Here is a 20,942-nt window from a genome sequence, read left to right on the forward strand (position 1 = left end):
TTATAGAAATTGGGGATTAATCCAAAATGGTTAGCTGATATTATAAATAAAAAACCTCCACAGTAATTACACGAGGTTTTTGGGGATGTTCTATATGATGGTAAGAAAATTAAAATTCAATATGAGCAATGTCTTCATAATTGATATCGTGAGGAATTTCATTTTCAAACATTAGATCTCTAAGGGCGGTGAGTCTCATCGAGACATCTAAATCAAGAAACTGTTCATCTTCGGTATCCGACACAGTATAGGGTACATTGCGAACAATATACTTCCTATCCAAAATATTCCAAGTGATGTCTTTTTTAAAGAAAGTAGTTTCCCTTTCCATAGCGGGAACCTCCTTGGTTCTGGTTACCATTTGTTTCAGTCCCTTTTTATATTATTTTTAACCTTTTAATGGAATTTTAAACTCCACTACTTATATATTCAATTTTTATTCCCATTGTCCTTTATTTCTTTATTCACCGCATCCTTTAATTTACGTTTAAAATCTTCCATTCTATTTAATAGATTTGCGTCTTGGATAAGCCTAGTGGTCATCTTATTATGCGGAGAATTTTTAAAAGTAAGTGTTACAATCTGCAACGTATAATGTCCTTTATTTTTTCTTTTAAAGCTAACGGCAAACTTAAATTTTTCCGGATCATCTGATTTCATCAATGTATATGTAAGTGCGGGGTAACCTTTGAATTGCGCCTTTATTACAAAATCGGTGTTAATGATCCTATCTATTATGCTTATTATGACGGATAGCTCATCAGAACCAAGTCTTTCAAGAATTCGTTCATTAAAATGAACTGACACACTAACTATCTTTTGCCCCCATAACTGGTCTGCAGTTTTACCATCAACGGTTAATTTTTTCGTTCTGAGAACAATTTTTTTTTGCTCATCTGTTAAATATGATAAGTCCTTACCATCCTGATTAAATTGACGAAGCTGTATCTTAGTGTAGTCCCCTGCAGTAGCCTCAATTTCATCTTGCTGTTTTTCTTCAAATTCAATGATATCGCTGATAACTAAGGTTTCACCGTCCCTAAATTTAACTTGAAACGATCCTGACAAGTTTTATCCCCCGTTCATTCCATAGTTTACCAAATTATAACATAAAATCGGGCTTTTTTTACGTTGTATACAGAAGTTTTATGCCTATGATTTGTCGCCTAAAAACTAAAATAAAAATAGATGGGAAACCGGAATCCTTATCGATTCTTGAACCCATCTACCTACTTTTTTCTAGCGGAAAAAAATCCATATTGTTTTCGTGAATGACTCTTCTTTTGCCTTCAACTGTTCAAATAATTTTTCTAAAGCTCCAATCCCTAAGTATTCGACAAATTTCGGGTGGTGACAGGCACTTGTCGAATTGATTTTGTAATAAATTGGTCACATTAAAAAGTGAAACTTATTGTGAATTACATCGTATAATTGTGGGTGGGAATGTGTATGTACTCACACATCAAAGTTTAACAAGCGGAGGGAATATTAATTGAAAAAAATGTTAGCAGCTTTATTTGCAACAGTACTTCTACTATCACCTGTTGGGAACTTTGTTTTTCAAGATCATTCAACAACTGTCGAAGCAAGAGGTTACAAGTCCGGTAAAAAAGGTTTTAACATGAATAACAGTAAGATCAACAACAATTCTAACTTCCAAAAGAAAAAGCAAGATTCAAATTCAAATACAACAAATAATAAATCGACTACTGCTACCAATAACAAAGGCGGCTTTATGTCTGGTGGTCTTATGAAAGGCCTTATGTTTGGTGGAATAGCTGGACTTTTATTTGGCAGCATTTTCGCAAACATGGGAGAATTAGGTTCAATTCTTGGATTTATCATCAATATTGCTGCGATTATGATTTTAATCTCGGTTATTCGTAAAATTTTCGCCTTTTTCAATGAGAAAAAGAAAAAAGAGGATATTAATCCATGGAGAGGTTAATGATTCCTGAGCAAGATATCATAAATGCGGTTTGCGTTTATATATCTCGCAAAAAGCAAGTCAAGCCCGAAGAGGTTGAAGTGGAGCTAATGCATGATGACGATTATGGCTTCTCTGCAGAAGTCTTTGTCGATGGGCGGAAGCAAGTTCTCATTGCCGCAAACTTAATTGAAGCCCTGCGCCTATGGCTTGATGAATTTATGAACGAAAACCCATATGCCGGAATCGAACTGCAATTAGACGACGAAGAAGGAATCATTGCTCTCATTAACAACTAGACAAAATTCGACAAAATCCGGGTGGTGCCTGTCACCCCCCGAATTTAAAAACTCATCCTTTTCGCTATTGGATGAGTTTTTTATTGTTATACAAGTCTTCTTCATTGTTTATAAATATAAACTTAACAAGAAGAAGCTTTTCCATACTTGAAAATATGAAATAACTTCCATATGATAGTTTTATAGAAAGGAAGTGGGAAATGTTTATCAAACCACGCTATGAATCGACGGAATTACAGCTATTAAGATATTTAAGCAAACGAATGAATTTAACGGACAAAGAAAAGCAGTATTATGTAAACTTAAAGAAAGGTTATGAAGGTGAATTAAGCTTTGATATGCTGCTAGAAAATCTTTCGGATGAATGGTTAATCCTGAGCGACCTATTACTAGAAGTTAACAATACGATGTTTCAAATCGATTCACTACTAGTATCTCGACACAGCATTTTTCTTTTTGAAGTTAAAAATTATGAAGGAGACTATTATATCGACGCAGATAAGTGGTACTCGGTGGCATCTGGTAATGAAATTAAGGATCCACTCCTCCAGTTAAAACGAAGTGAATTTTTACTTCGACGCTTACTCCAAGATCTTAATTTCAACTTTTCCATTGAAGCATATCTAATCTTCATCAGCCCCAAGTTTACTTTATACCAAGCCCCTCGAAACCTACCTATTATTTTTCCAACACAACTTCATTATTTTATGAAAAATTTAAATAAGAAATCATCAAAACTAAATGAAAAACATTCCGGATTCGCTGAACTACTAGTAAATAAACATTTAAACGATTCTTCTTTTACACAAGTACCGAACTATGATTATGAACAGCTAAGAAAAGGTGTAATTTGTAAATGTTGTTATTCCTTCTTGATTTCTCGGGAAGAAAACAAATTGGTATGTGCTAAATGCTTGTGTAAAGAAGACATTGAATCCGCTATTTTACGAAACGTAGAGCAATTGACGCTTCTTTTCCCTGATAAAAAAGTTACAACAAACCTCGTTCACGAATGGTGTGAAGCTATTGTGTCCAAAAAAAGAGTTTGGAGGATTTTAACAAAAAACTTCCGTAAAGTGGGGCAAGGTAAGTTCTCATATTATGTTCATTTACCAAAGTCTTAATTATCTCCATTTCCAGATTTCTATCGTTATGATTCCCGGTTTATCCTAATTTCTCAGATTACTGTACTCATGAACACTTCATGATTCCCGTTTTATCTGAATTTCCTCGATTACTGTACTTATGAACGCTCCATGATTCCCGTTTTATAGGAATTTCCCGGATCACTGGACTTATGAACGCTTCATGATTCCCGTTTTATAGGAATTTCCTGGATCACTGGACTTATGAACGCTTCATGATTCCCTTTCTATCTGAATTTCCCGGATCACTGTACTCATGAACACTTCATGATTCCCGTTTTATAGGAATTTCCTGGATCACTATACTCATGAACGCTTCATGATTCCCTTTCTATCTGAATTTCCTGAATCTCTGTACTCATGAACGCTTCATGATTCCCATTTTCACATATTTTCACCGATCTCTGTCCTTATGAATGCTTCATGGTCCCTTTCCCATCCTATTGTCCAAGATCTCTGTCCTCAAGAGAGCCTCCTACTGAACATTCATTCGACAAATTTCGGGTAGTGACAGGCACCTGTCGAATCCTGAAACTTCTCCCAAATAAAAAACGGTCACCATCGTATTGCAATGGTGACCACATGTATCCAAGTTAAATACCCTATAAAAAAACCGCTCCATACACAAGGGCGCCCGCAATGACGTATGCAGGATGCAATTTCCACTTTTGCAGTAAAAGAAGGCTGACTCCAGCGATGAGAATTGTTTGCACATAACCGGAACCTTCTATTGATATAGAACTTAAAAAGAAACTGATAGTCATGACGCCAAGTAGGACGGCGATTGCCGGCCTTACGAGCAGGGTCATTTTTTTTACTTTTGGTGAATCTTTATATTTTAATAAAAGGCCAAGTAAGGCAATCATTAAAATAAGTGAAGGAGCGACTGTAGCAAATAAGGCAACGGCAGCACCAGGGATGCCAGCTTGCTGATAACCGATATAGCCGGCCATTTTCGTAGCAATTGGACCTGGAAGCGCATTTCCGAGTGCAAGCATTTCACTAAATTCATGAACAGTCAGCCAATCATACCGGCCTACTACTTCATTTTCAATCAGTGGTATGGAGGACGGACCGCCGCCGTAACCGAGTATACCTGGTATGAAAAAGGCGAGAAAAATCTGCCAGTAGATCATGCTTGAACTCCCTTCTCTTGCCTTTTCTTTCTTCCCTTTGTGCCTGACAAGAGCGCTGTAACAAGCAGTGCAGCGATCAATATGGCAGGATGGATGCCAAGCAATTCCATAATGATGATGCTAACTGCGAGAATGAGCACTGTCCCCATCCAACCAAGGGATTTTTTTGATTTTACGATAAAGTCCCATGTCAAGATGCCCATCATCACGCCGGCTACGGGCAAAACTGCACTCGACATTCCCGAAACCCATGGTTTATCCTTATGAGCAGTCAATAACGATAGAAATAAAATCATTAGGACTACAGTCGGAACGGAAGTAGCAAATAAAGCATTCAACATCCCGGCGAACCCGCCTACCCGCCAGCCCACATATCCCGCCATCTTTGTATTAATCGGGCCTGGAAGCGCATTGGCAAGTGCAAGTACATCAGAAAATTCTTCATCACTCATCCATTTATAAGTGACCACCACTTCCCTGTGTACGAGAGGAATGGCGGATGGTCCGCCGCCAAACCCAAGCATTCCCGAACGGAAAAAAGCGATGAATATATCTCTTTGTTTCATCAAATCAACTGCCTTTACTGCTAAAATATATTTTTACCAAACTGCAATGGATCCGTCCGTCCGCGATTCAGTACCGCCCATTAGGACACCTGTTTCCGGATTTCTCCAAATGATTTGTCCGCGTCCGAAGCTGCCGGTATCAACGGCAATTTGGACTTGATGCCCCTTGCGTGCGAGTGCTTGTGCGATATGATTTGGAAATCCGGGTTCGAGAACAACTTTTTTCCCTTCCATCCATTGCCATCGCGGAGCATCGAGTGCTGCTTGCGGGTTTAAATGAAAATCGATTGTATTTGAAATGACTTGGAAATGCCCTTGCGGCTGCATATATCCACCCATTACACCAAATGGACCAACTGCCTCTCCATCTTTCGTTAAAAATCCTGGAATAATCGTGTGATATGTTTTCTTTCCCGGTTTTAACACGTTCGGATGGTTTTCCTCTAGTGAAAAATCATGTCCGCGGTTTTGCAGGCCAATTCCTGTATCCGGCACGACGATCCCTGAACCAAAGCCCATGTAGTTACTTTGAATAAATGAAACCATGTTGCCCTCGCCGTCAGCAGCGGCTAAATAAACGGTTCCACCTTTAGGCAAGTCCATTGGTGTAGGCTCTCCCGCTGTATCACCAATTAGCTGGCGCCGCTTTTCTGCATATTGCTCTGATAGCAACTCATCCGCTGGCAAAGGCATGTCGCCAGGCTCAGTCACGAATGCTTTTCCGTCCGTGAAAGCAAGCTTCATCGCTTCGATTTGCTTATGATATGTATTGGCATGTTCTTTTTCTGTAAATTGGAAGCCTTCTGCAATTTTCAATGCCATTAAAGCGATGATTCCTTGGCCATTCGGAGGAATTTCCCATACATCATAGCCACGATAGTTGGTGGAAATCGGTTCAACCCACTCCGGTTTGTAAGCTGCCAAATCCTCTTTCGATAAAAAACCTCCGTGTTTTTGAACATAATCGGCCATTTTTTCTGCCAGTTCGCCATTGTAAAAGCTGTCAGCATTTGTTTCTGCAATGGAGCGCAAAGTTGCTGCATGGCCCGGTGATTTCCACATCTCACCGATTTCAGGTGCACGGCCATCTGGTGCAAAGGTGTCAAACCATGGCTTGTATTCATCCCCAGTAAAGATTTCTTTAAACTTATCGAATGCAAGCTTCCAGAACTTCCCGAGGATTGGCGAAATCGGATATCCTTCTTCAGCATAGCGAATTGCCGGCTCAAGAACTTCAGTCAACGGAAGTTTACCATATTTTCTTGATAGCTCAGCCCAAGCAGCAGGCACCCCAGGTACGGTAATCGGGATCACGCCATGAACTGGCATTTTCTCATGTCCACGCTCTTTTAACGCGTCAACTGAGATCGATTGCGGGGCAGGACCGCTCGCATTTAAACCGTGCAATTTTCCGTTTGTCCAAACAAGTGCAAACGCATCACCGCCAATTCCATTCGATGTCGGCTCAACGACTGTAAGGGCAGCAGCTGTAGCGATCGCTGCATCTATCGCATTTCCGCCTTTTTTCAAAATATCCATCCCTGCCTCTGCTGCAAGTGGTTGGGATGTTGCTACCATACCATTTTTTGCAAACACCGAATTTCGCTGTGCCAAATATGGCTGGTATAAATGATCTAGCTTCATTTAATTGCACTCCCTAAAAGTATTTTTCTAATATAGTATATTTATAGAATATTAAATAATCAAATCCATGGATGGTTCTACGCATAATGACAGGCGACAAAATGCTTCTGCTCCACTTCCTTAAATGCAGGAATATCCACTTTACATTTCTCTGTTGCTAATGGACATCTCGTATGGAAACAACAGCCACTTGGAACGTCAAGTGGACTAGGAACGTCCCCTTTCAATATGACCCGCTGCTTTTTTACTTCTGCCGAAACTTCTGGGATGGCAGAAAATAATGCTTTCGTATACGGATGAAGTGGATTTTCATAAATCATATGCTTGTCGGATAGTTCCATCATTTTGCCCAAATACATGACCCCAACCCGGTCACTAATATGTTTAACAACAGATAAATCATGGGAGATAAAAATATAGGTTAATTGATATTCTTTTTTTAATTTTTGAAGCAGGTTCAATACTTGAGCTTGAACAGAAACGTCCAATGCTGAAACTGCCTCATCACAAACAATGAGCTTTGGCTGAACAGCGAGTGCTCTTGCAATACTGATCCTCTGCCTTTGTCCGCCGCTGAATTCATGAGGATATCGCCAATAATGCTCTGGATTCAAGCCAACATCTTGTAGGAGCTGCTGAATATACTTTAGCTCCTCTTTTTTCGGAACGATTTTATGCACTCTGACAATCTCACTTAACATCGAACCAACAGTCATTCTTTGGTTGAGAGAGCCAAAAGGGTCCTGAAAAATAATTTGGATATCTTTTCGTAATTCCCTTATTTGTCTGGCGTTAAATTTGCTGATATCCTTACCTTGAAACAAGACCTGACCTTCCGTCGGCTTTTGCAGCTGAAGAATGGCCCTTCCCATTGTTGATTTTCCACAGCCCGATTCACCGACGATCCCTAGTGTTTCGCCTTCATTTACATAAAAGGATAAATCATCGACTGCCTTAACAAATTTTTGATCTTTATTTAAAAAACCCGTTCCCCCTGCAGAAAAGTACTTTTTCAATCCCTTAACTTCCAGTAGGGGCTGCTGTTGCTGCTGTTTCTCTACGACTGACATCGTCTGCTGCACCTCCTTGTTTCACCATCTTTTCCCATTGATCCGTATACTTCCAACAGCTTACTTGATGCTTCTCATCGCCGACTAGCTCCGGCATTTTTTCAAAGCATGAAGGCACAGCATAATTGCATCTTGTTGAGAATCGACACCCTTTTGGCATATCTTCAGGATTTGGAACAGATCCTTTAATGATTGGAAGTTCATCTTGTTCTTCATTTAATTTCGGAATGGATTCAATTAGTCCTTGTGTATAGGGATGCTTTGGGTTTGTAAACAAAGTTTTTACATCGCTATACTCCACTACCTTGCCTGCATACATGACCAATACGGTATCTGCTACCTCTGATACAACACCTAAATCATGAGTAATCATCATAATGGACATGTCCAATTCTGTTTTTAAGCGGTTCATCAACTCTAGGATTTGTGCCTGTATCGTTACATCAAGTGCAGTTGTTGGTTCATCTGCAATTAAAAGTTTTGGGTTGCACGTCAGCGCCATGGCAATCATGACACGCTGACGCATACCGCCGCTCATCTCATGCGGATAGTTATCGATTCTTTTTTCCGGTGCAGGAATTCCTACGAGCCGCAGCATTTCGATCGCTTTCTCACGCGCTTCACGTTTCCCGATCTTTTGGTGTATTTTCACAACCTCTTCAATTTGTTTTCCAACTGTTTGAACAGGATTTAATGATGTCATCGGTTCTTGGAAAATCATCGATATTTCTTTACCGCGGATCTTGCTCATTTCTTTCATATTCTTTTTTGATAAATCTTGGCCATTGAACAGAATTTGACCTGCGCTTATTTGCCCTGACTTTGGCAACAAACCCATGATGGATAGCGATGTTAAACTTTTACCGCAGCCTGATTCACCGACAATACAAAGTGTTTCTCCTTTTCTGACCGCAAAATCAACGCCGTTTAATATCGTAGTAAATCCCTTTTTACTTTTAAATCCGACATGTAAATTTTTCACTTCTAATTGGGTACTAGTCAATATGAGCACTCCTATCTAAACACTTCGTACAATTATTTTAATTTCGGATCTAACATATCTCGAATTCCATCGCCAAATAAATTAATCGACATGACCGTTAGAAAAATAAAGACGCCTGGGAATAATGCCATCCACGGAGCAAGCTCTAAATACCCTTGGCCAGCGGCAAGCATCGCTCCCCAACTTGGCGTTGGCGGCTGTGTACCAAGACCGAGATAACTTAAAGACGCTTCGGAGATAATCGCCCCCGCAATCGCTAAAGTTGCTTGAACCATAATCGGTGCCATTGTGTTTGGTAAAATATGATGCAATAAAATTCTCCAATCTCTTAAACCGGTGGCACGGCCTGCTTCTACATATTCTCTTTCACGATGAGCGAGCACTTCTGCCCTGATTAAGCGGATAAAATTCGGTGTAAGCACGATTCCAATGGCAATCATCGCATTTTCAAGCCCTGCCCCTAAAACAGCTGCTAAAGATAATGCCAATACTAATGGTGGAAAAGAAAGCATTGCGTCAGTTATTCGCATAATGACGAACTCGTCCCAAAATCCACGATAGTAACCTGAAATCAATCCGATCGGGATGCCGACAGCAAGGGCAATTCCAACGGAAATCAAACCGGCTTTCAATGATACTTGAGCTCCGTATATGACTCTACTTAAAATATCTCGTCCAAGTTCATCCGTTCCAAACCAATGGGCTGCGCTCGGAGGAGACATGATCACTTCATAATTTTGTGCTGACGGTTCGTAAGGCGCTAAATACTGAGCGAAAAATGCCATAAAGATCAATAAAAAAGTGAATAGGCCACCGGCAACCGCTAATTTATTTTGAAAAAGTCGCCCCAACATCGTTTTAAACATTTTCATACGCGGACTTTCAACTTTGGTATGCACTTGTATTTCTTGATTTTTCATCGTAAGGTTTTGTGCCATTATTTCGTCCCCCCAGTCAACTTGATTCTTGGATCGAGGATGGAATAGGCAATATCTACTAAGAAGTTAATAATAATAACAGCAAGAGCCATAAACATGACTGCGCCTTGAACTACTGGGAAGTCGCGGGTAAGAATCGATTTTACAATTAATTGCCCGATTCCCGGAACAGCAAAAATCGTCTCTGTAATGACTGCTCCACCTAAAAATGTTGCCATTTGCAATCCACTTACAGTAATGACTGGTATTAAAGCATTTTTTAAAGCATGTCTAAAGATGACGGCTCTCTCCAGCAATCCTTTTGCATAGCCTGTACGAATAAAATCAGATTGTAAAACTTCCAATAAACTGGAACGAAGCATTCGCGTTAATTCAGCGGAGAGCCTAATGCCGATCGTGATGGCCGGCAAGATCATAAGTGTAAGACTTCTAACAAAGTCTTCCTTCATAGAAACATAGCCTGAAGGCGGTAACCATCCTAATGTAACGGCAAAAATATAAATTAATAGAATTCCAAGCCAAAACGGCGGCAACGAAACACCAGAAAGCGCAAAGAATGTACCAGAGTAATCCCAGAGCGTTCCTTTTCTCGTTGCACTAATGATCCCTGCCGGTAAAGCAATCATGAGGGCGATGAGAAATGACATGATTGTGAGTTGAAGAGTAACAGGAATTTTTGCGATTAAAATATCTGCCACAGCGGTATTATCTTTTACGGAATTTCCAAAATCACCTTGGATGACATTTGAAATCCAATGAAAATACTGAACTACTAAAGGATCATTTAATCCCATTTCCGCTCTTAAAGCTTCCAATGCTTCAGGTGTAGCTTCCTGGCCTAGGATGAGCCGCGCTGGATCACCTGGTAAAACATTTACCAAAGAAAAAATCATGATACTTACTAAAAACAAGATGACTATCATAAGGCCCATTCTTCTAAGCAAAAACGATAACACCTCTACACCTCCATTTTCAAATTGGATAAAGTGTTGCACAAAGCAACACTTTATCGTCTTGTCTTATTCGAAATACATTGTCTCCGTACGAATCATCGTATCTGAGATATGGTTAAATCCTTTTACATTTTTCTTCATCGCTTTGTAGTCTTTTTCGTGATATAGGAAAATATAAGGGGCATCTTCCCATATGATTTCTGATATTTCTTTATAAAGTTTTGCACGTTCTGCTTGATCGGATATCAGTCTTGCCTCTGTAAACAGCTCGTCTACTTTCGGATTAGAATAGAAAGATTTGTTCAGTGGAGCCCCAGTATAGAACCATGAATAACTGTTCCCATCCGGGTCAGTTCGTCCACTCCATCCAAGACGAAGTGCAACAAAATCTCCTTTGTCTTGTTGTTCAAGCATTGTTCCGAATTCAACCATTTCAATCTCCATGTCAATGTCAGCAGCTTTTAGCATTGACTGCAGCATTTGAGCGATTTGTTGCTCTTCAGGTTTCGGAGTAATTTTTAATGTAAAGCTAATTTTTTCAACGCCAGATTCTTTAATCAATGCTTTCGCTTTTTCAACATCGGCTTTTGGAACTTCGATACCAGGACTCGCCCAGCTTGAATCCGGAAACGCACTTACTGCAGGTACGGCACCGCCATGGAAAACTACTTTTGTGATAGCTTCACGGTCAATAGCATAGTTAAGCGCTTGACGGACTTTTTTATTATCAAATGGTGCAACTTTGTTATTTAGCTGGATCCCTTGGAACTGGAGGGAGTCTTTTTCCAATAATGTGATATTTTCATTATTACGTAAATCTTCCAAATCTTTATAAGCTACTTTATTAATAATATCTAAATCACCAGAAACTAGATTCGTTACGCGCACATCTGCATCAGAAAATGGTTTGATGACAATGTTTTTGATTTTCGGTTCTTCTCCCCAGTAATCTTCGAATCTCGTTAATTTAATATGACTTTGGGTTACCCTTTCTTCAAGTTTATATGGCCCTGTTCCTACCGGCTTATTTGCGAAATCCTTGCCTAATTCTTTAACTGCCGTCGGCGATACCATCATTCCAGCACGATCTGTAAGTGCAGCTAAAAATGGTGAATAGGCTTCTTTCAGTTTTACTTCCACTTCATGGTCACCTTTTACATTTACCTCTGAAATGGAAGCAATCTCAGATGTTCTTGGTGAACCCATATCCGGATCAAGCATACGGTCAAAATTGAATTTTACTGCTTCCGCATTGAACGGTGTCCCATCGTGAAAGACGACGTTTTCTTCTAATTTAAACGTATAAGTTTTTCCATCTTCACTGATATCCCATTCTTTCGCGAGTTCCGGGATAATGTCTAAGTTCTCGTCAATGTCTACGAGTTTGTTATACAGACTTTGGAATGTTTGACGGTCTACCGCTGCTGATGACATATGTGGGTCTAGTTGCGGCGGATCGTCGTCAAGTCCGATGACTAATGTATCCTTTGACTCCAACTTTGTTTTTGAATTGGCTGCATTTTTTGTCTCTTTACCTTCTGTTGATGACGAATTACTACCGCATGCAGTAGTGATGATTGCAAAAATTGAGACTATTAATAAAAAAAGTAGTTTCCTCATTTTCTTCCTCCAATATGTATGTTTATAATTTTGTTAGCTGCTGATTTTCTATCTCTTCATATCTGTTGCTTACTTCGTTCAAATGTTCCTTCATTGCTCGTTTGGCTTCATCCTCATGACCACTTTTAATCGCCTCAAAAATTTTCCTATGATGATCTAGGCTTATTTGTTTATTTTCAACTTTTAACATTTCGAGTTTAAAAGAATGAAGTAAGTCAGAAATATAATCATAAACCTTTACTAAAATGCTATTTTGGGTAGACATGACCACCGCTTTATGAAAAAGCTCATCTGGCTTTAAAGTGGGTTGATTAAGTTTTATTGCGGCACTATGCATCTCTAACGCATTTTCCATCATAATGATATCTTGTTCAGTTGCCTTTTCTGCTGCTTTCCCAGCGATCACCATTTCCAACATCAAACGAAACTCCAATAATTCCTTCGATAAATTTGTATCCATTAATGCAGATACGACGTAAGAATCTATTAAATTATTTAATTCCGTCGTTTTAACGAAAACTCCGATCCCCATTCTTTTTTCTAATACACCCATATCAACAAGTGTACTTAGAGCCTCCCGAACGGATGATCTTCCTACGCTCAATATTTCTGTTAACTCCCGCTCCGATGGGAGCTTATCGCCTACAGCATATTTGCCGCTTTTTATTTCTTGCGTAATATACTCAGTAACGAGCGTACTCACTTTCTTAGCCAAACTTCGATCACCTCCCAAATGAATCCGCCTCTCTTGTCTTACCTGTCTGACAGGTTAAAGCATAGTATGAAAATAATAGATGTATTCGCTGGGATGCAAAAATATTTTTCAGCTGAATACATACATTATTCTGAATACTCGACCCAAAAATGATACATAGAAAATTGCACTCCTTTAATAGTTTTTAAGTCTATACGATAACCAAACTGAAATCAAGCTAAAAATTCAGAAAAGAAAGAAGAAATAAATTTCAATTCGACAAAAACCGGGGCGTGACAGGCACGCCCCGGTTTTTGTCGAATGATTTTTTACACATTATCGTTCGAACATTTTAGTAATTGTTCTAACTTTATTTGGGTCAATGGGTTTTAAGGATTGTTCTTCAAATCTGACACCTGATCCAAAATGGATTTCTTCCACTCCTGTTTGTTTTACAAACCCAGCCGCATTGTTAGTCTTCAAACCGCTCCCCGCAAGTATATGTAATGGCTTATTTTCCGTTATTTGTAGCAGGCTTTTAATAACGTCGGTGGCTTCAGTTACATTCGGCTGACCGCCAGATGTTAATACCCTATTAATTTGCGGAAATTGCAACAACGTCTTTAGAGCGGCTTCCTGGTCAACCACTTCATCAAACGCCCTATGAAAGGTTACATCCAAGTCTCCCGCAACGGATAAAAGTTTTTCCAAAGCATCGACATCAATTGTATGATCGCGAGTCAATGTACCGATCACAATCCCATTTGCTCCGATTTCGCGAACAACTTTAATATCCTCCATCATGGTGATCATATCTTCCTCGCTATAGCAAAACGAGTAACTATGCGGACGAATCATCACGTTTACTGGAATCTTCACAGCATTTACCACTTCTTTGATTAAACCAAAACTAGGGGTCAATCCACCCTCTGCGATTCCTGTAATTAACTCGATTCGATTTGCGCCATTTTCTTCTGCCACTTTTGCATCCTTTACACTTGTTGCAATGATTTCAATTTGCACTATTTTCTTCAATCCCTTCCATTTATTAATCTATTTTATCGACTGTACCGCTTCATCTCTGCGAATACAACAAATGAAGCGATCTCAATCAAAATATAAACCAAACCATAACTCTCCCTATTGGAATTTTCATACAAATCGATGTAGAATGGGGTATATATTTAGTGTATCTAAATAATCTTTGAAAGTTAATCTAACAGGAGGAGATTTCATTGAGTAAATCACTCGTAAAGGAAGCTCCTCGACAACGGGTGAGTTCCGATAAAATTTGGACACGGGATTTTGTTTTAATCGTCATGTCTAATTTTTTTGTTTTTTTAGGATTTCAAATGACTTTACCGACCCTTCCCCTCTTTGTTAAGGAACTTGGCGGAAATGATCAGTTAATTGGAATCGTTGTTGGTATTTTTACCTTCTCTGCTCTCCTTCTGCGGCCATATGCTGGGCATGCATTGGAGTCGAAAGGCAGACGCTTTGTATTCCTGACAGGGCTGGGAATTTTCGTTTTTTCTGTCGGTTCCTTCGGATTCGTAAACAGTATGCTCTTCTTATTTCTTATGAGAATCGTCCAAGGAGTTGGCTGGGGATTTTCCACAACAGCATCCGGTACAATTGCGACTGATTTGATACCTGCAAAAAGACGCGGAGAGGGAATGGGTTATTACGGCCTTTCGGGGAATTTGGCGCTAGCCTTCGGGCCAACTTTAGGTCTTGCCTTAGTTGGCATAGTGTCTTTTAAGCAACTGTTTTTAATTTGTGCGATTCTCGGAGTAGCAGCTCTTTTGTTATCTTCAAAAATTCGCTATAAACAAGTGGATGAGCAGGCTGTTCCGCTCAAAAAATGGGACATTTATGAAAAAAGTGCACTGCCACCGTCAATACTTTTATTTTTCATTACAGTTACTTTCGGCGGTATCGCTTCTTTCTTGCCCATCTATTCAGTGCAGAAAGGCATTGCCGGAATCGAATGGTATTTCCTGTTATATGCAATCGCATTGATGCTCTCCCGTACCTTTGCAGGTAAAATATATGACCAAAAGGGACATCAAGCCGTATTCATTCCAGGGGCCCTGTTAATTCTTGTCTCTATGATTCTGCTAGCTTGGCTTCCAAACAGCATGGCCCTTTACGTTGCTGCCATTCTATACGGGTTTGGCTTCGGAACTGTACAACCTGCCTTACAAGCATGGTCTGTCAAAGAGGTTCAAGCCAATCGGCGGGGAATGGCAAACGCGACCTTTTTCTCATTCTTTGACCTAGGTGTCGGAATCGGCGCGATAGTTTTCGGCCAAATCGCCTACCTATATGGCTATAGCACCATCTATAGCGTCGCAGCCATATCCGTACTCTGCTCCATCCTTCTCTACATCCGCATACTAATAAAAACTAAAACAACATAATTCGACAAAAACCGGGGCGTGCCTGTCACCCCCCGGTTTTTGTTTTTATGGAAATCCAGAAATCCCCACCTATCCTTCATAAATAAAGTTATGCTAAAATAACAATTGTTCAAATTATTGTGCTGCATTTAAATTTAATTTTACTTAAGGAGGAGTGGTTATATGGTATTAATCGGTGTTGCTTTAATCATCATTGGTTTTGCATTAAGGCTAAATCCGCTTGTTGTCGTAACAGTTTCCGGTTTGGTCACTGGCTTGATTGCTGGTTTGCCTATCTTGGACATTATTACGCAATTTGGAGAAGCATTCACAACGAATCGTTATATGTCGATATTAATTGTCACGCTTCCGGTGATTGGTCTTTTAGAGAGAAGTGGTTTGCAAAATCAAGCAGGACATCTCGTTTCAAAAATTAAAGCTGTGACTGCCGGGCGAATCATCAATATTTATTTACTTTTCCGTGAAGTCGGTGCTGCCCTTGGCTTGCTTAGTCTTGGTGGACATCCGCAAACAGTAAGACCACTCCTAGCTCCGATGGCTGAAGGAGCAGCAAGAGCGAAGTACGGGGAAGTTCCCGAAAAAGAAAGAGAAGAAATTCGTGCCCATGCGGCAGCCGCTGATAATATCGGATTGTTTTTCGGAGAAGATATTTTCGTAGCAGTCGGGGCTATTTTATTAATGAAAGGCTTTTTCGACCAAAATGGCATTGAATCAGATCCGATTATGATGGCAATCTGGGGATTACCGACGGCGATTTTTGCATTCATTGTCCATTCCGTTAGACTTCACTTGTTTGATAAAAAGCTAGACAGAAAGTTAGGTAAAAAAACTAAGGAGGACGTGAACGCATGATTTTTTCTGTAGAATTTATTTATATTGTCATGGGAATCATCGGATTATGCTGTTCATTATATACGTTTTCCGATAAAGCGAATCCTAAGAGGCTTCTATCTGGATTATTCTATTTACTCTACTCTGTCACTATATTACTCGGCAAAGTCATCCCTCCATTTTATATCGGGTTAATGGTTCTTATCATGGTGTTAATCGTTGGAGTTGGCGGTCTTCGCAAAGGGAAATACGATGAAGCTACAGAGGAACAGAAGGAAAACAATCGTAAACGATTAGGTTCCAAGTTATTTATTCCGGCCCTTCTCATTCCGCTCTTAACGATTATTGGAGCAAAAGGATTTGATGGCGTAAAAATTGGATCTTCATTTATCCTTGACCCGGCAAATCCAACATTGGTTGCTCTAGGTATTGCATGTATAATTGCCATTTTAGCTGCGATGCTGTTAACTAAAAGTACACCGCAAACAGGGATTAAAGAATCTCGCCGACTTTTAGAAGCAATTGGTTGGGCGGTCGTACTACCACAGCTTTTGGCAACATTAGGGACGATTTTTACAAAAGCTGGAGTTGGAACAGTAGTAGCTGATACCGTCACGAAGATTATTCCAGAAAGTAACTTATTCATGATTGTTTTCGTATTTTGTGTAGGTATGGCATTATTTACAATGATTATGGGGAATGCATTTGCGGCGTTTCCGGTTATGGCGGCTGGTATTGCTGTTCCCTTTTTGATTCATCAATTTAATGCAGATCCGAATCACATTGCTGCCATCTCAATGTTTGCCGGTTATTGTGGAACACTAATGACCCCAATGGCAGCAAACTTTAATATTGTCCCTGCAGCCTTGTTAGATCTGAAGGATAAGAATCATGTCATTCGCGTGCAAATTCCAACTGCCTTATTCGTACTTGCATTCAATGTATTGTTGATGTATTTTCTAGTGAAATGGGAGGTATGATTACATGGGGAAAAAGGTATTAATAACAGGCTTCGATCCATTTGGAACTGATAAGGTAAACCCGGCACTTGAAGCTGTAAAGCAATTAGATGGTATAAAAGCAGATAATGTAGAAATTGTGGCCCAAGAGGTGCCGACTGTTTTTCATAAATCGATTGAAGTAGTGGTAGAGGCAATTGAAAAACACGAGCCGGATGTTGTCATTTGTGTTGGACAAGCAGGCGGCCGCACTCAAGTGACACCTGAGCGAATTGCGATTAATGTCGATGATGCCCGCATTCCAGACAATCAGAGAAATCAGCCAATTGATGAGGCTATTTACGAGGACGGCCCAGCTGCCTATTGGACAACCTTGCCTGTAAAAAGAATGGTTCACGAAATGAAAAAAGCAGGAATTCCCGCCGCTGTTTCCAATACAGCAGGGACCTTCGTTTGTAATCATTTATTCTATGGCGTCATGCACTATTTACAAAAATCCGCTCCGCAAATTCGCGGCGGCTTTATCCATATTCCGTTCATTCCAGAACAAACCGTTGAAAATGGTGCCCCTAGCTTAAACCTTGACGACATCGTACGCGGCCTTCAAACTGCAGCAATCATCGCAGCGAACGAAACAGAAGACATCCGCGAAATCGGCGGAACCACACACTAATTCGACAAGTGCCTGTCACTCCCCGAATTTTGTCGAATGGTTGCTTTTGGTATTTGATGATTTCATGGAATGTATGTTATGATAGTCATAATCAAATATTGAATGTACTTGGAGGAGTCTGTCACCAAGGGATAACTATGTCCTTTGGTGATGGGCTCTTTTTGCATTTTTTTGATTAAATTATTATAGGAAGGCGGAATTCAGGTGATTTTAATACTTCAATTAGCGATCATTTTAATCGCATCAAAAGTAGCTGGCAGCCTAAGCGTAAGATTGGGACAGCCAGCGGTTCTTGGGAAACTGCTTGTCGGGATTGTTTTAGGTCCTTCGGTTTTAGGATTGGTAACTGAAACAGAAACATTAAGCGCACTCAGTCAAATCGGTGTGATCCTGCTAATGTTCATTGCAGGATTGGAAACGGATATAGATGAGTTTAAAAGAACTGGAAAAGCGGCCACTTATGTAGGATTCGGGGGGATAATTGCCCCTCTTGCATTCGGATATTTGGCCGGAATCATATTAAATTTGTCTGTATTTGAATCTCTGTTTTTAGGGCTATTACTTTCAGCTACAAGTGTAAGCATCTCCGTTCAAGCGTTGAAGGAAATGAATCAATTGAAAACCCGTGAAGGGACAACCATTTTAGGGGCTGCAGTCATCGACGATGTCGTCGTCATTATTGCTTTAGCATTTTTAATGAGCTTTTCCGGCGGCGATGTGAATTTGACCATGGTTATTTTTAAGAAAGTCCTATTCTTCGCTGGAGCCATTCTCATCGGATGGAAGGTTGTTCCTTGGTTCCTGGAAAGATTCGCAAAATTAAAAGTAACCGAGACGGTCATTTCCTCTGCACTCATCATTTGTTTTGTTTTCGCTTATTTTGCTGAGTACACAGGCGTTGCTGCGATCATCGGAGCCTATATCGCTGGTGTGGCAATTAGCGTAACGGGTTTCAAACATGAGATATTTAAAAAGGTAGAAACAATCAGTTATTCCATTTTCGTGCCCGTCTTTTTTACCTCGATTGGTATTATGGCTCAGTTTAATGGAATTGCTCAAAATTTAGGACTGATTGTGGCATTAAGTATTTTAGCGATTTTAACAAAATTAGTTGGTGCCGGTATTGGTGCTAAATTGGCAGGCTTCAGTTGGAGAAGTTCGGCGGGGATTGGGTCGGCAATGGTTTCCCGCGGTGAAGTGGCATTAATTATTGCTGCCATTGGTTTAGAGTCCATGTTATTATCACAAGATATGTTTGCCGTACTCATTGTAGTGATCTTGGTGACAACCATTGTTACTCCGCCGATGATGAAATTGGTTTTTAAGGCAAAAGATTAACAAGCATTGTGGCAATTCTTAAATGGAATTGCCACCTTTTTGTGTAAAATTTTAGAATACCTCATAAAAATTAACCCATGTCAACACAAATAGCGCGATAATGACTTAAGCCATTATCGCGCTATCTTTTTCATATTATACGGAGGAAATTGCCCTAATATTTGGCCGCTTTTCACAAATTCAATCATTTTCTCCAAATCTGGTAAAATAAACCGATCTTCCCACATCGGTGCGATTGATAGACGAATCCAACGGTGGATTGCAAAAGTCCCTTTCCCCATACATAAACCTTGCATATTTTCTGATATAAGATCAATCGCTTGTGCTGCAACGAGAAGCTCGATGGCCAATACTTGTTGAGCAAGTTCAATCATATGCATTAATTTGCGGACTGCCCCCATGGCCATACTATTATGGTCCTCTTGGTTACCTTTTGCAGGAATCGAACCGACACTTGCAGGCGTGGCCAATATTCTTATTTCGCCGACCATTGCCGTGGCATTCGCATGAACAAGCGCAAATCCGGTATTCAGTCCCGCTTTCGCTACTAAATTTGTCGGTAAACCATAACTCATAAATGGATCGAGCAATCTTGCTGATCTTCTTTCCGATATAACAGCTAAGTCTGTAATAACAATACCCATAAAATCGAGCGCATATGAGAGGTGTGCCCCATGATAATTCCCACCGCTTAAACTTTCAAAGTTAACGCCATCAAAGAAAATTAACGGGTTATCCTTCGACGCATTCATCTCTCTATCTAAAATAGATTGTATATATTGGAGCACATCTTTAATCGCTCCATGGACTTGTGCGGTGGACCGAATGCTAACCGCATCTTGGACACGAGGTTTCAATTCTCCTAAACGTTTCCTGCCTTCATCCGTCGTCCATTGACTACCTTCCAGGAATTCTCGTAAAATCCGAGCGGTATCCTGTTCAGACTGAAGATTATTCACTTCATGTATCCGAGGATCAAGTGCATTCATTTCCCCTCTTGTTGCTTCAATATTCAAAGCAGCAGCCATATCAGCAATTTTACAAAGTTGTTGTGCTTGATAATAAGCATAAATGGATGCCGCCAGCACCATCGTACTTCCATCAATTAAACTCAATGCCTCTTTTGCTGTCATTTCAAATGTGATCGGTACAATTTGGGCCTTAGCTAAGATGTCGGGACTGATTCCTTTATCACCTCGGAAACGAGCCTTCCCTTCCGGCGCCCCAATCAAACATAAACCGATATGGGCCATTGGCTGTAAATCGCCTACCCCTAGAGAACCTATTTGCGGTACGCACGGATAGACACCTTTATTTAGAAGTTGCAATATTCGCTCAATAAACTCAATTCTCACCCCAGAATTTCCGCGGGCAAACACATTCGCTCGTAACAACATCGCTAGCCGAACGACTTGTTCGGGAAAATCGGGACCAAGCCCCACAGCGTGTGAAAGTAAAATTTTTCGTTGAAATTCGTTTTGATTTCGTTCATCAACGACAAAATCCTTTAATTTTCCTAAACCGGTTGTAACTCCATAAATCACCTTTTTTTCATCCACAAGCCATTGATCGACAGCAGAACGATAATGGTTCACTCTATTTATTGCTTCAATCGACAAAGCGACTTGCAAATGTGGATTTTCAATATACTCAAATATTTTTTCATATGATAAAGTTTCTCCGTCAATAATGAGAAACTCTGTTTGGCTAGGCACTAGTTTCA

General features: G+C 40.1%; 21 protein-coding genes. 8 read left to right on the top strand and 13 right to left on the bottom strand.

Translation table 11 applies throughout. The annotated features are described in order from the left end of the window. Positions 1–109: 109 nt before the first annotated feature. Together KHA88_RS15670 and KHA88_RS15675 are read right to left on the bottom strand one after the other, a co-directional pair. On the bottom strand, positions 110–331 hold the full coding sequence (locus KHA88_RS15670) for a hypothetical protein (protein WP_213108301.1): 222 nt from the start codon (positions 329–331) through the stop codon (positions 110–112). A 98-nt stretch (positions 332–429) separates the two neighbouring features. Beyond that, complete coding sequence (locus tag KHA88_RS15675; RefSeq protein ID WP_213122453.1) at positions 430–1,068, bottom strand: hypothetical protein; 639 nt, start codon at positions 1,066–1,068, stop codon at positions 430–432. 424 nt (positions 1,069–1,492) lie between these two features. On the opposite strand from KHA88_RS15675, the gene KHA88_RS15680 reads away from it, so the two are divergent. The 3 genes from KHA88_RS15680 to KHA88_RS15690 all read left to right on the top strand — a co-directional run bounded on the left by KHA88_RS15680 (position 1,493) and on the right by KHA88_RS15690 (position 3,350). Continuing rightward, positions 1,493–1,948 carry a hypothetical protein gene (locus tag KHA88_RS15680; RefSeq protein ID WP_213122454.1) on the top strand — a complete coding sequence of 152 codons (456 nt, stop codon included), beginning with the start codon at positions 1,493–1,495 and terminating at the stop codon, positions 1,946–1,948. Beyond that, a complete protein-coding gene (locus KHA88_RS15685) occupies positions 1,936–2,226 on the top strand; it encodes a YxcD family protein (protein ID WP_213099204.1) in 291 nt (96 codons plus the stop codon). Before KHA88_RS15680 ends, KHA88_RS15685 begins: the two co-directional genes overlap by 13 nt. Before the next feature lie 200 nt (positions 2,227–2,426). Continuing rightward, positions 2,427–3,350, top strand: coding sequence for a nuclease-related domain-containing protein (locus KHA88_RS15690; RefSeq protein ID WP_213122455.1), 924 nt, complete (start codon positions 2,427–2,429; stop codon positions 3,348–3,350). A 623-nt stretch (positions 3,351–3,973) separates the two neighbouring features. On the opposite strand, the gene KHA88_RS15695 is transcribed toward KHA88_RS15690, so the two are convergent. From KHA88_RS15695 to KHA88_RS15740, 10 genes are all read right to left on the bottom strand, one after another. Next, positions 3,974–4,507 (bottom strand): chromate transporter, encoded by a 534-nt coding sequence (locus KHA88_RS15695; RefSeq protein ID WP_213099200.1) that lies wholly within the window; start codon positions 4,505–4,507, stop codon positions 3,974–3,976. After that, positions 4,504–5,073 (bottom strand): chromate transporter, encoded by a 570-nt coding sequence (locus KHA88_RS15700; protein WP_213122456.1) that lies wholly within the window; start codon positions 5,071–5,073, stop codon positions 4,504–4,506. Before KHA88_RS15700 ends, KHA88_RS15695 begins: the two co-directional genes overlap by 4 nt. A 33-nt stretch (positions 5,074–5,106) precedes the next feature. Next, positions 5,107–6,717, bottom strand: a complete 1,611-nt coding sequence (ggt, locus tag KHA88_RS15705; protein ID WP_213122457.1) for a gamma-glutamyltransferase — start codon at positions 6,715–6,717, stop codon at positions 5,107–5,109. Between the two features lie 77 nt (positions 6,718–6,794). Then, positions 6,795–7,787: an ABC transporter ATP-binding protein gene (locus tag KHA88_RS15710; RefSeq protein ID WP_213122458.1), complete on the bottom strand. Its 993-nt coding sequence runs from the start codon at positions 7,785–7,787 to the stop codon at positions 6,795–6,797. Next, positions 7,738–8,790, bottom strand: a complete 1,053-nt coding sequence (locus KHA88_RS15715; protein ID WP_213122459.1) for an ABC transporter ATP-binding protein — start codon at positions 8,788–8,790, stop codon at positions 7,738–7,740. Before KHA88_RS15715 ends, KHA88_RS15710 begins: the two co-directional genes overlap by 50 nt. A 32-nt stretch (positions 8,791–8,822) precedes the next feature. Then, positions 8,823–9,728 carry an ABC transporter permease gene (locus KHA88_RS15720; protein WP_213122460.1) on the bottom strand — a complete coding sequence of 302 codons (906 nt, stop codon included), beginning with the start codon at positions 9,726–9,728 and terminating at the stop codon, positions 8,823–8,825. Beyond that, on the bottom strand, positions 9,728–10,684 hold the full coding sequence (nikB, locus tag KHA88_RS15725) for a nickel ABC transporter permease (RefSeq protein ID WP_213099444.1): 957 nt from the start codon (positions 10,682–10,684) through the stop codon (positions 9,728–9,730). Before nikB ends, KHA88_RS15720 begins: the two co-directional genes overlap by 1 nt. Before the next feature lie 63 nt (positions 10,685–10,747). Next, a complete protein-coding gene (locus KHA88_RS15730) occupies positions 10,748–12,301 on the bottom strand; it encodes an ABC transporter substrate-binding protein (RefSeq protein WP_213122461.1) in 1,554 nt (517 codons plus the stop codon). 22 nt (positions 12,302–12,323) lie between these two features. Next, on the bottom strand, positions 12,324–13,016 hold the full coding sequence (locus KHA88_RS15735) for a FadR/GntR family transcriptional regulator (protein ID WP_213099193.1): 693 nt from the start codon (positions 13,014–13,016) through the stop codon (positions 12,324–12,326). Between the two features lie 315 nt (positions 13,017–13,331). Continuing rightward, positions 13,332–14,018, bottom strand: a complete 687-nt coding sequence (locus tag KHA88_RS15740; RefSeq protein ID WP_213122597.1) for a copper homeostasis protein CutC — start codon at positions 14,016–14,018, stop codon at positions 13,332–13,334. A 212-nt stretch (positions 14,019–14,230) separates the two neighbouring features. Between KHA88_RS15740 and KHA88_RS15745 the strand changes: the two genes are divergently transcribed. The 5 genes from KHA88_RS15745 (at position 14,231) to KHA88_RS15765 (ending at position 19,219) form a co-directional block, all read left to right on the top strand. Beyond that, positions 14,231–15,418 carry an MFS transporter gene (locus KHA88_RS15745; RefSeq protein WP_213122462.1) on the top strand — a complete coding sequence of 396 codons (1,188 nt, stop codon included), beginning with the start codon at positions 14,231–14,233 and terminating at the stop codon, positions 15,416–15,418. 162 nt (positions 15,419–15,580) lie between these two features. Beyond that, on the top strand, positions 15,581–16,270 hold the full coding sequence (locus KHA88_RS15750; protein ID WP_213099191.1) for a DUF969 domain-containing protein: 690 nt from the start codon (positions 15,581–15,583) through the stop codon (positions 16,268–16,270). Then, positions 16,267–17,229, top strand: a complete 963-nt coding sequence (locus KHA88_RS15755; protein ID WP_213122463.1) for a DUF979 domain-containing protein — start codon at positions 16,267–16,269, stop codon at positions 17,227–17,229. Before KHA88_RS15750 ends, KHA88_RS15755 begins: the two co-directional genes overlap by 4 nt. A 4-nt stretch (positions 17,230–17,233) precedes the next feature. After that, positions 17,234–17,881, top strand: a complete 648-nt coding sequence (pcp, locus tag KHA88_RS15760) for a pyroglutamyl-peptidase I (RefSeq protein ID WP_213099189.1) — start codon at positions 17,234–17,236, stop codon at positions 17,879–17,881. 207 nt (positions 17,882–18,088) lie between these two features. Next, positions 18,089–19,219, top strand: coding sequence for a cation:proton antiporter (locus KHA88_RS15765; RefSeq protein WP_213099442.1), 1,131 nt, complete (start codon positions 18,089–18,091; stop codon positions 19,217–19,219). A 113-nt stretch (positions 19,220–19,332) separates the two neighbouring features. Here KHA88_RS15765 and KHA88_RS15770 read toward each other — a convergent pair whose 3' ends face one another. Beyond that, positions 19,333–20,934, bottom strand: a complete 1,602-nt coding sequence (locus KHA88_RS15770) for an HAL/PAL/TAL family ammonia-lyase (protein WP_213122464.1) — start codon at positions 20,932–20,934, stop codon at positions 19,333–19,335. Between the last annotated feature and the right edge of the window lie 8 nt (positions 20,935–20,942).

This window comes from Lederbergia citrea, from assembly GCF_018343525.1.
Lineage (GTDB): Bacteria > Bacillota > Bacilli > Bacillales > Bacillaceae_C > Lederbergia > Lederbergia citrea.

Coding starts and splice junctions, on each gene's coding strand:
- KHA88_RS15670 (WP_213108301.1), bottom strand. CDS start 331: ATGGAAAGGGAAACTACTTTCTTTAAAAAAGACATCACTTGGAATATT.
- KHA88_RS15685 (WP_213099204.1), top strand. CDS start 1,936: ATGGAGAGGTTAATGATTCCTGAGCAAGATATCATAAATGCGGTTTGC.
- KHA88_RS15690 (WP_213122455.1), top strand. CDS start 2,427: ATGTTTATCAAACCACGCTATGAATCGACGGAATTACAGCTATTAAGA.
- KHA88_RS15695 (WP_213099200.1), bottom strand. CDS start 4,507: ATGATCTACTGGCAGATTTTTCTCGCCTTTTTCATACCAGGTATACTC.
- KHA88_RS15700 (WP_213122456.1), bottom strand. CDS start 5,073: ATGAAACAAAGAGATATATTCATCGCTTTTTTCCGTTCGGGAATGCTT.
- ggt (WP_213122457.1), bottom strand. CDS start 6,717: ATGAAGCTAGATCATTTATACCAGCCATATTTGGCACAGCGAAATTCG.
- KHA88_RS15710 (WP_213122458.1), bottom strand. CDS start 7,787: ATGTCAGTCGTAGAGAAACAGCAGCAACAGCAGCCCCTACTGGAAGTT.
- KHA88_RS15720 (WP_213122460.1), bottom strand. CDS start 9,728: ATGGCACAAAACCTTACGATGAAAAATCAAGAAATACAAGTGCATACC.
- KHA88_RS15730 (WP_213122461.1), bottom strand. CDS start 12,301: ATGAGGAAACTACTTTTTTTATTAATAGTCTCAATTTTTGCAATCATC.
- KHA88_RS15750 (WP_213099191.1), top strand. CDS start 15,581: ATGGTATTAATCGGTGTTGCTTTAATCATCATTGGTTTTGCATTAAGG.
- KHA88_RS15755 (WP_213122463.1), top strand. CDS start 16,267: ATGATTTTTTCTGTAGAATTTATTTATATTGTCATGGGAATCATCGGA.
- pcp (WP_213099189.1), top strand. CDS start 17,234: ATGGGGAAAAAGGTATTAATAACAGGCTTCGATCCATTTGGAACTGAT.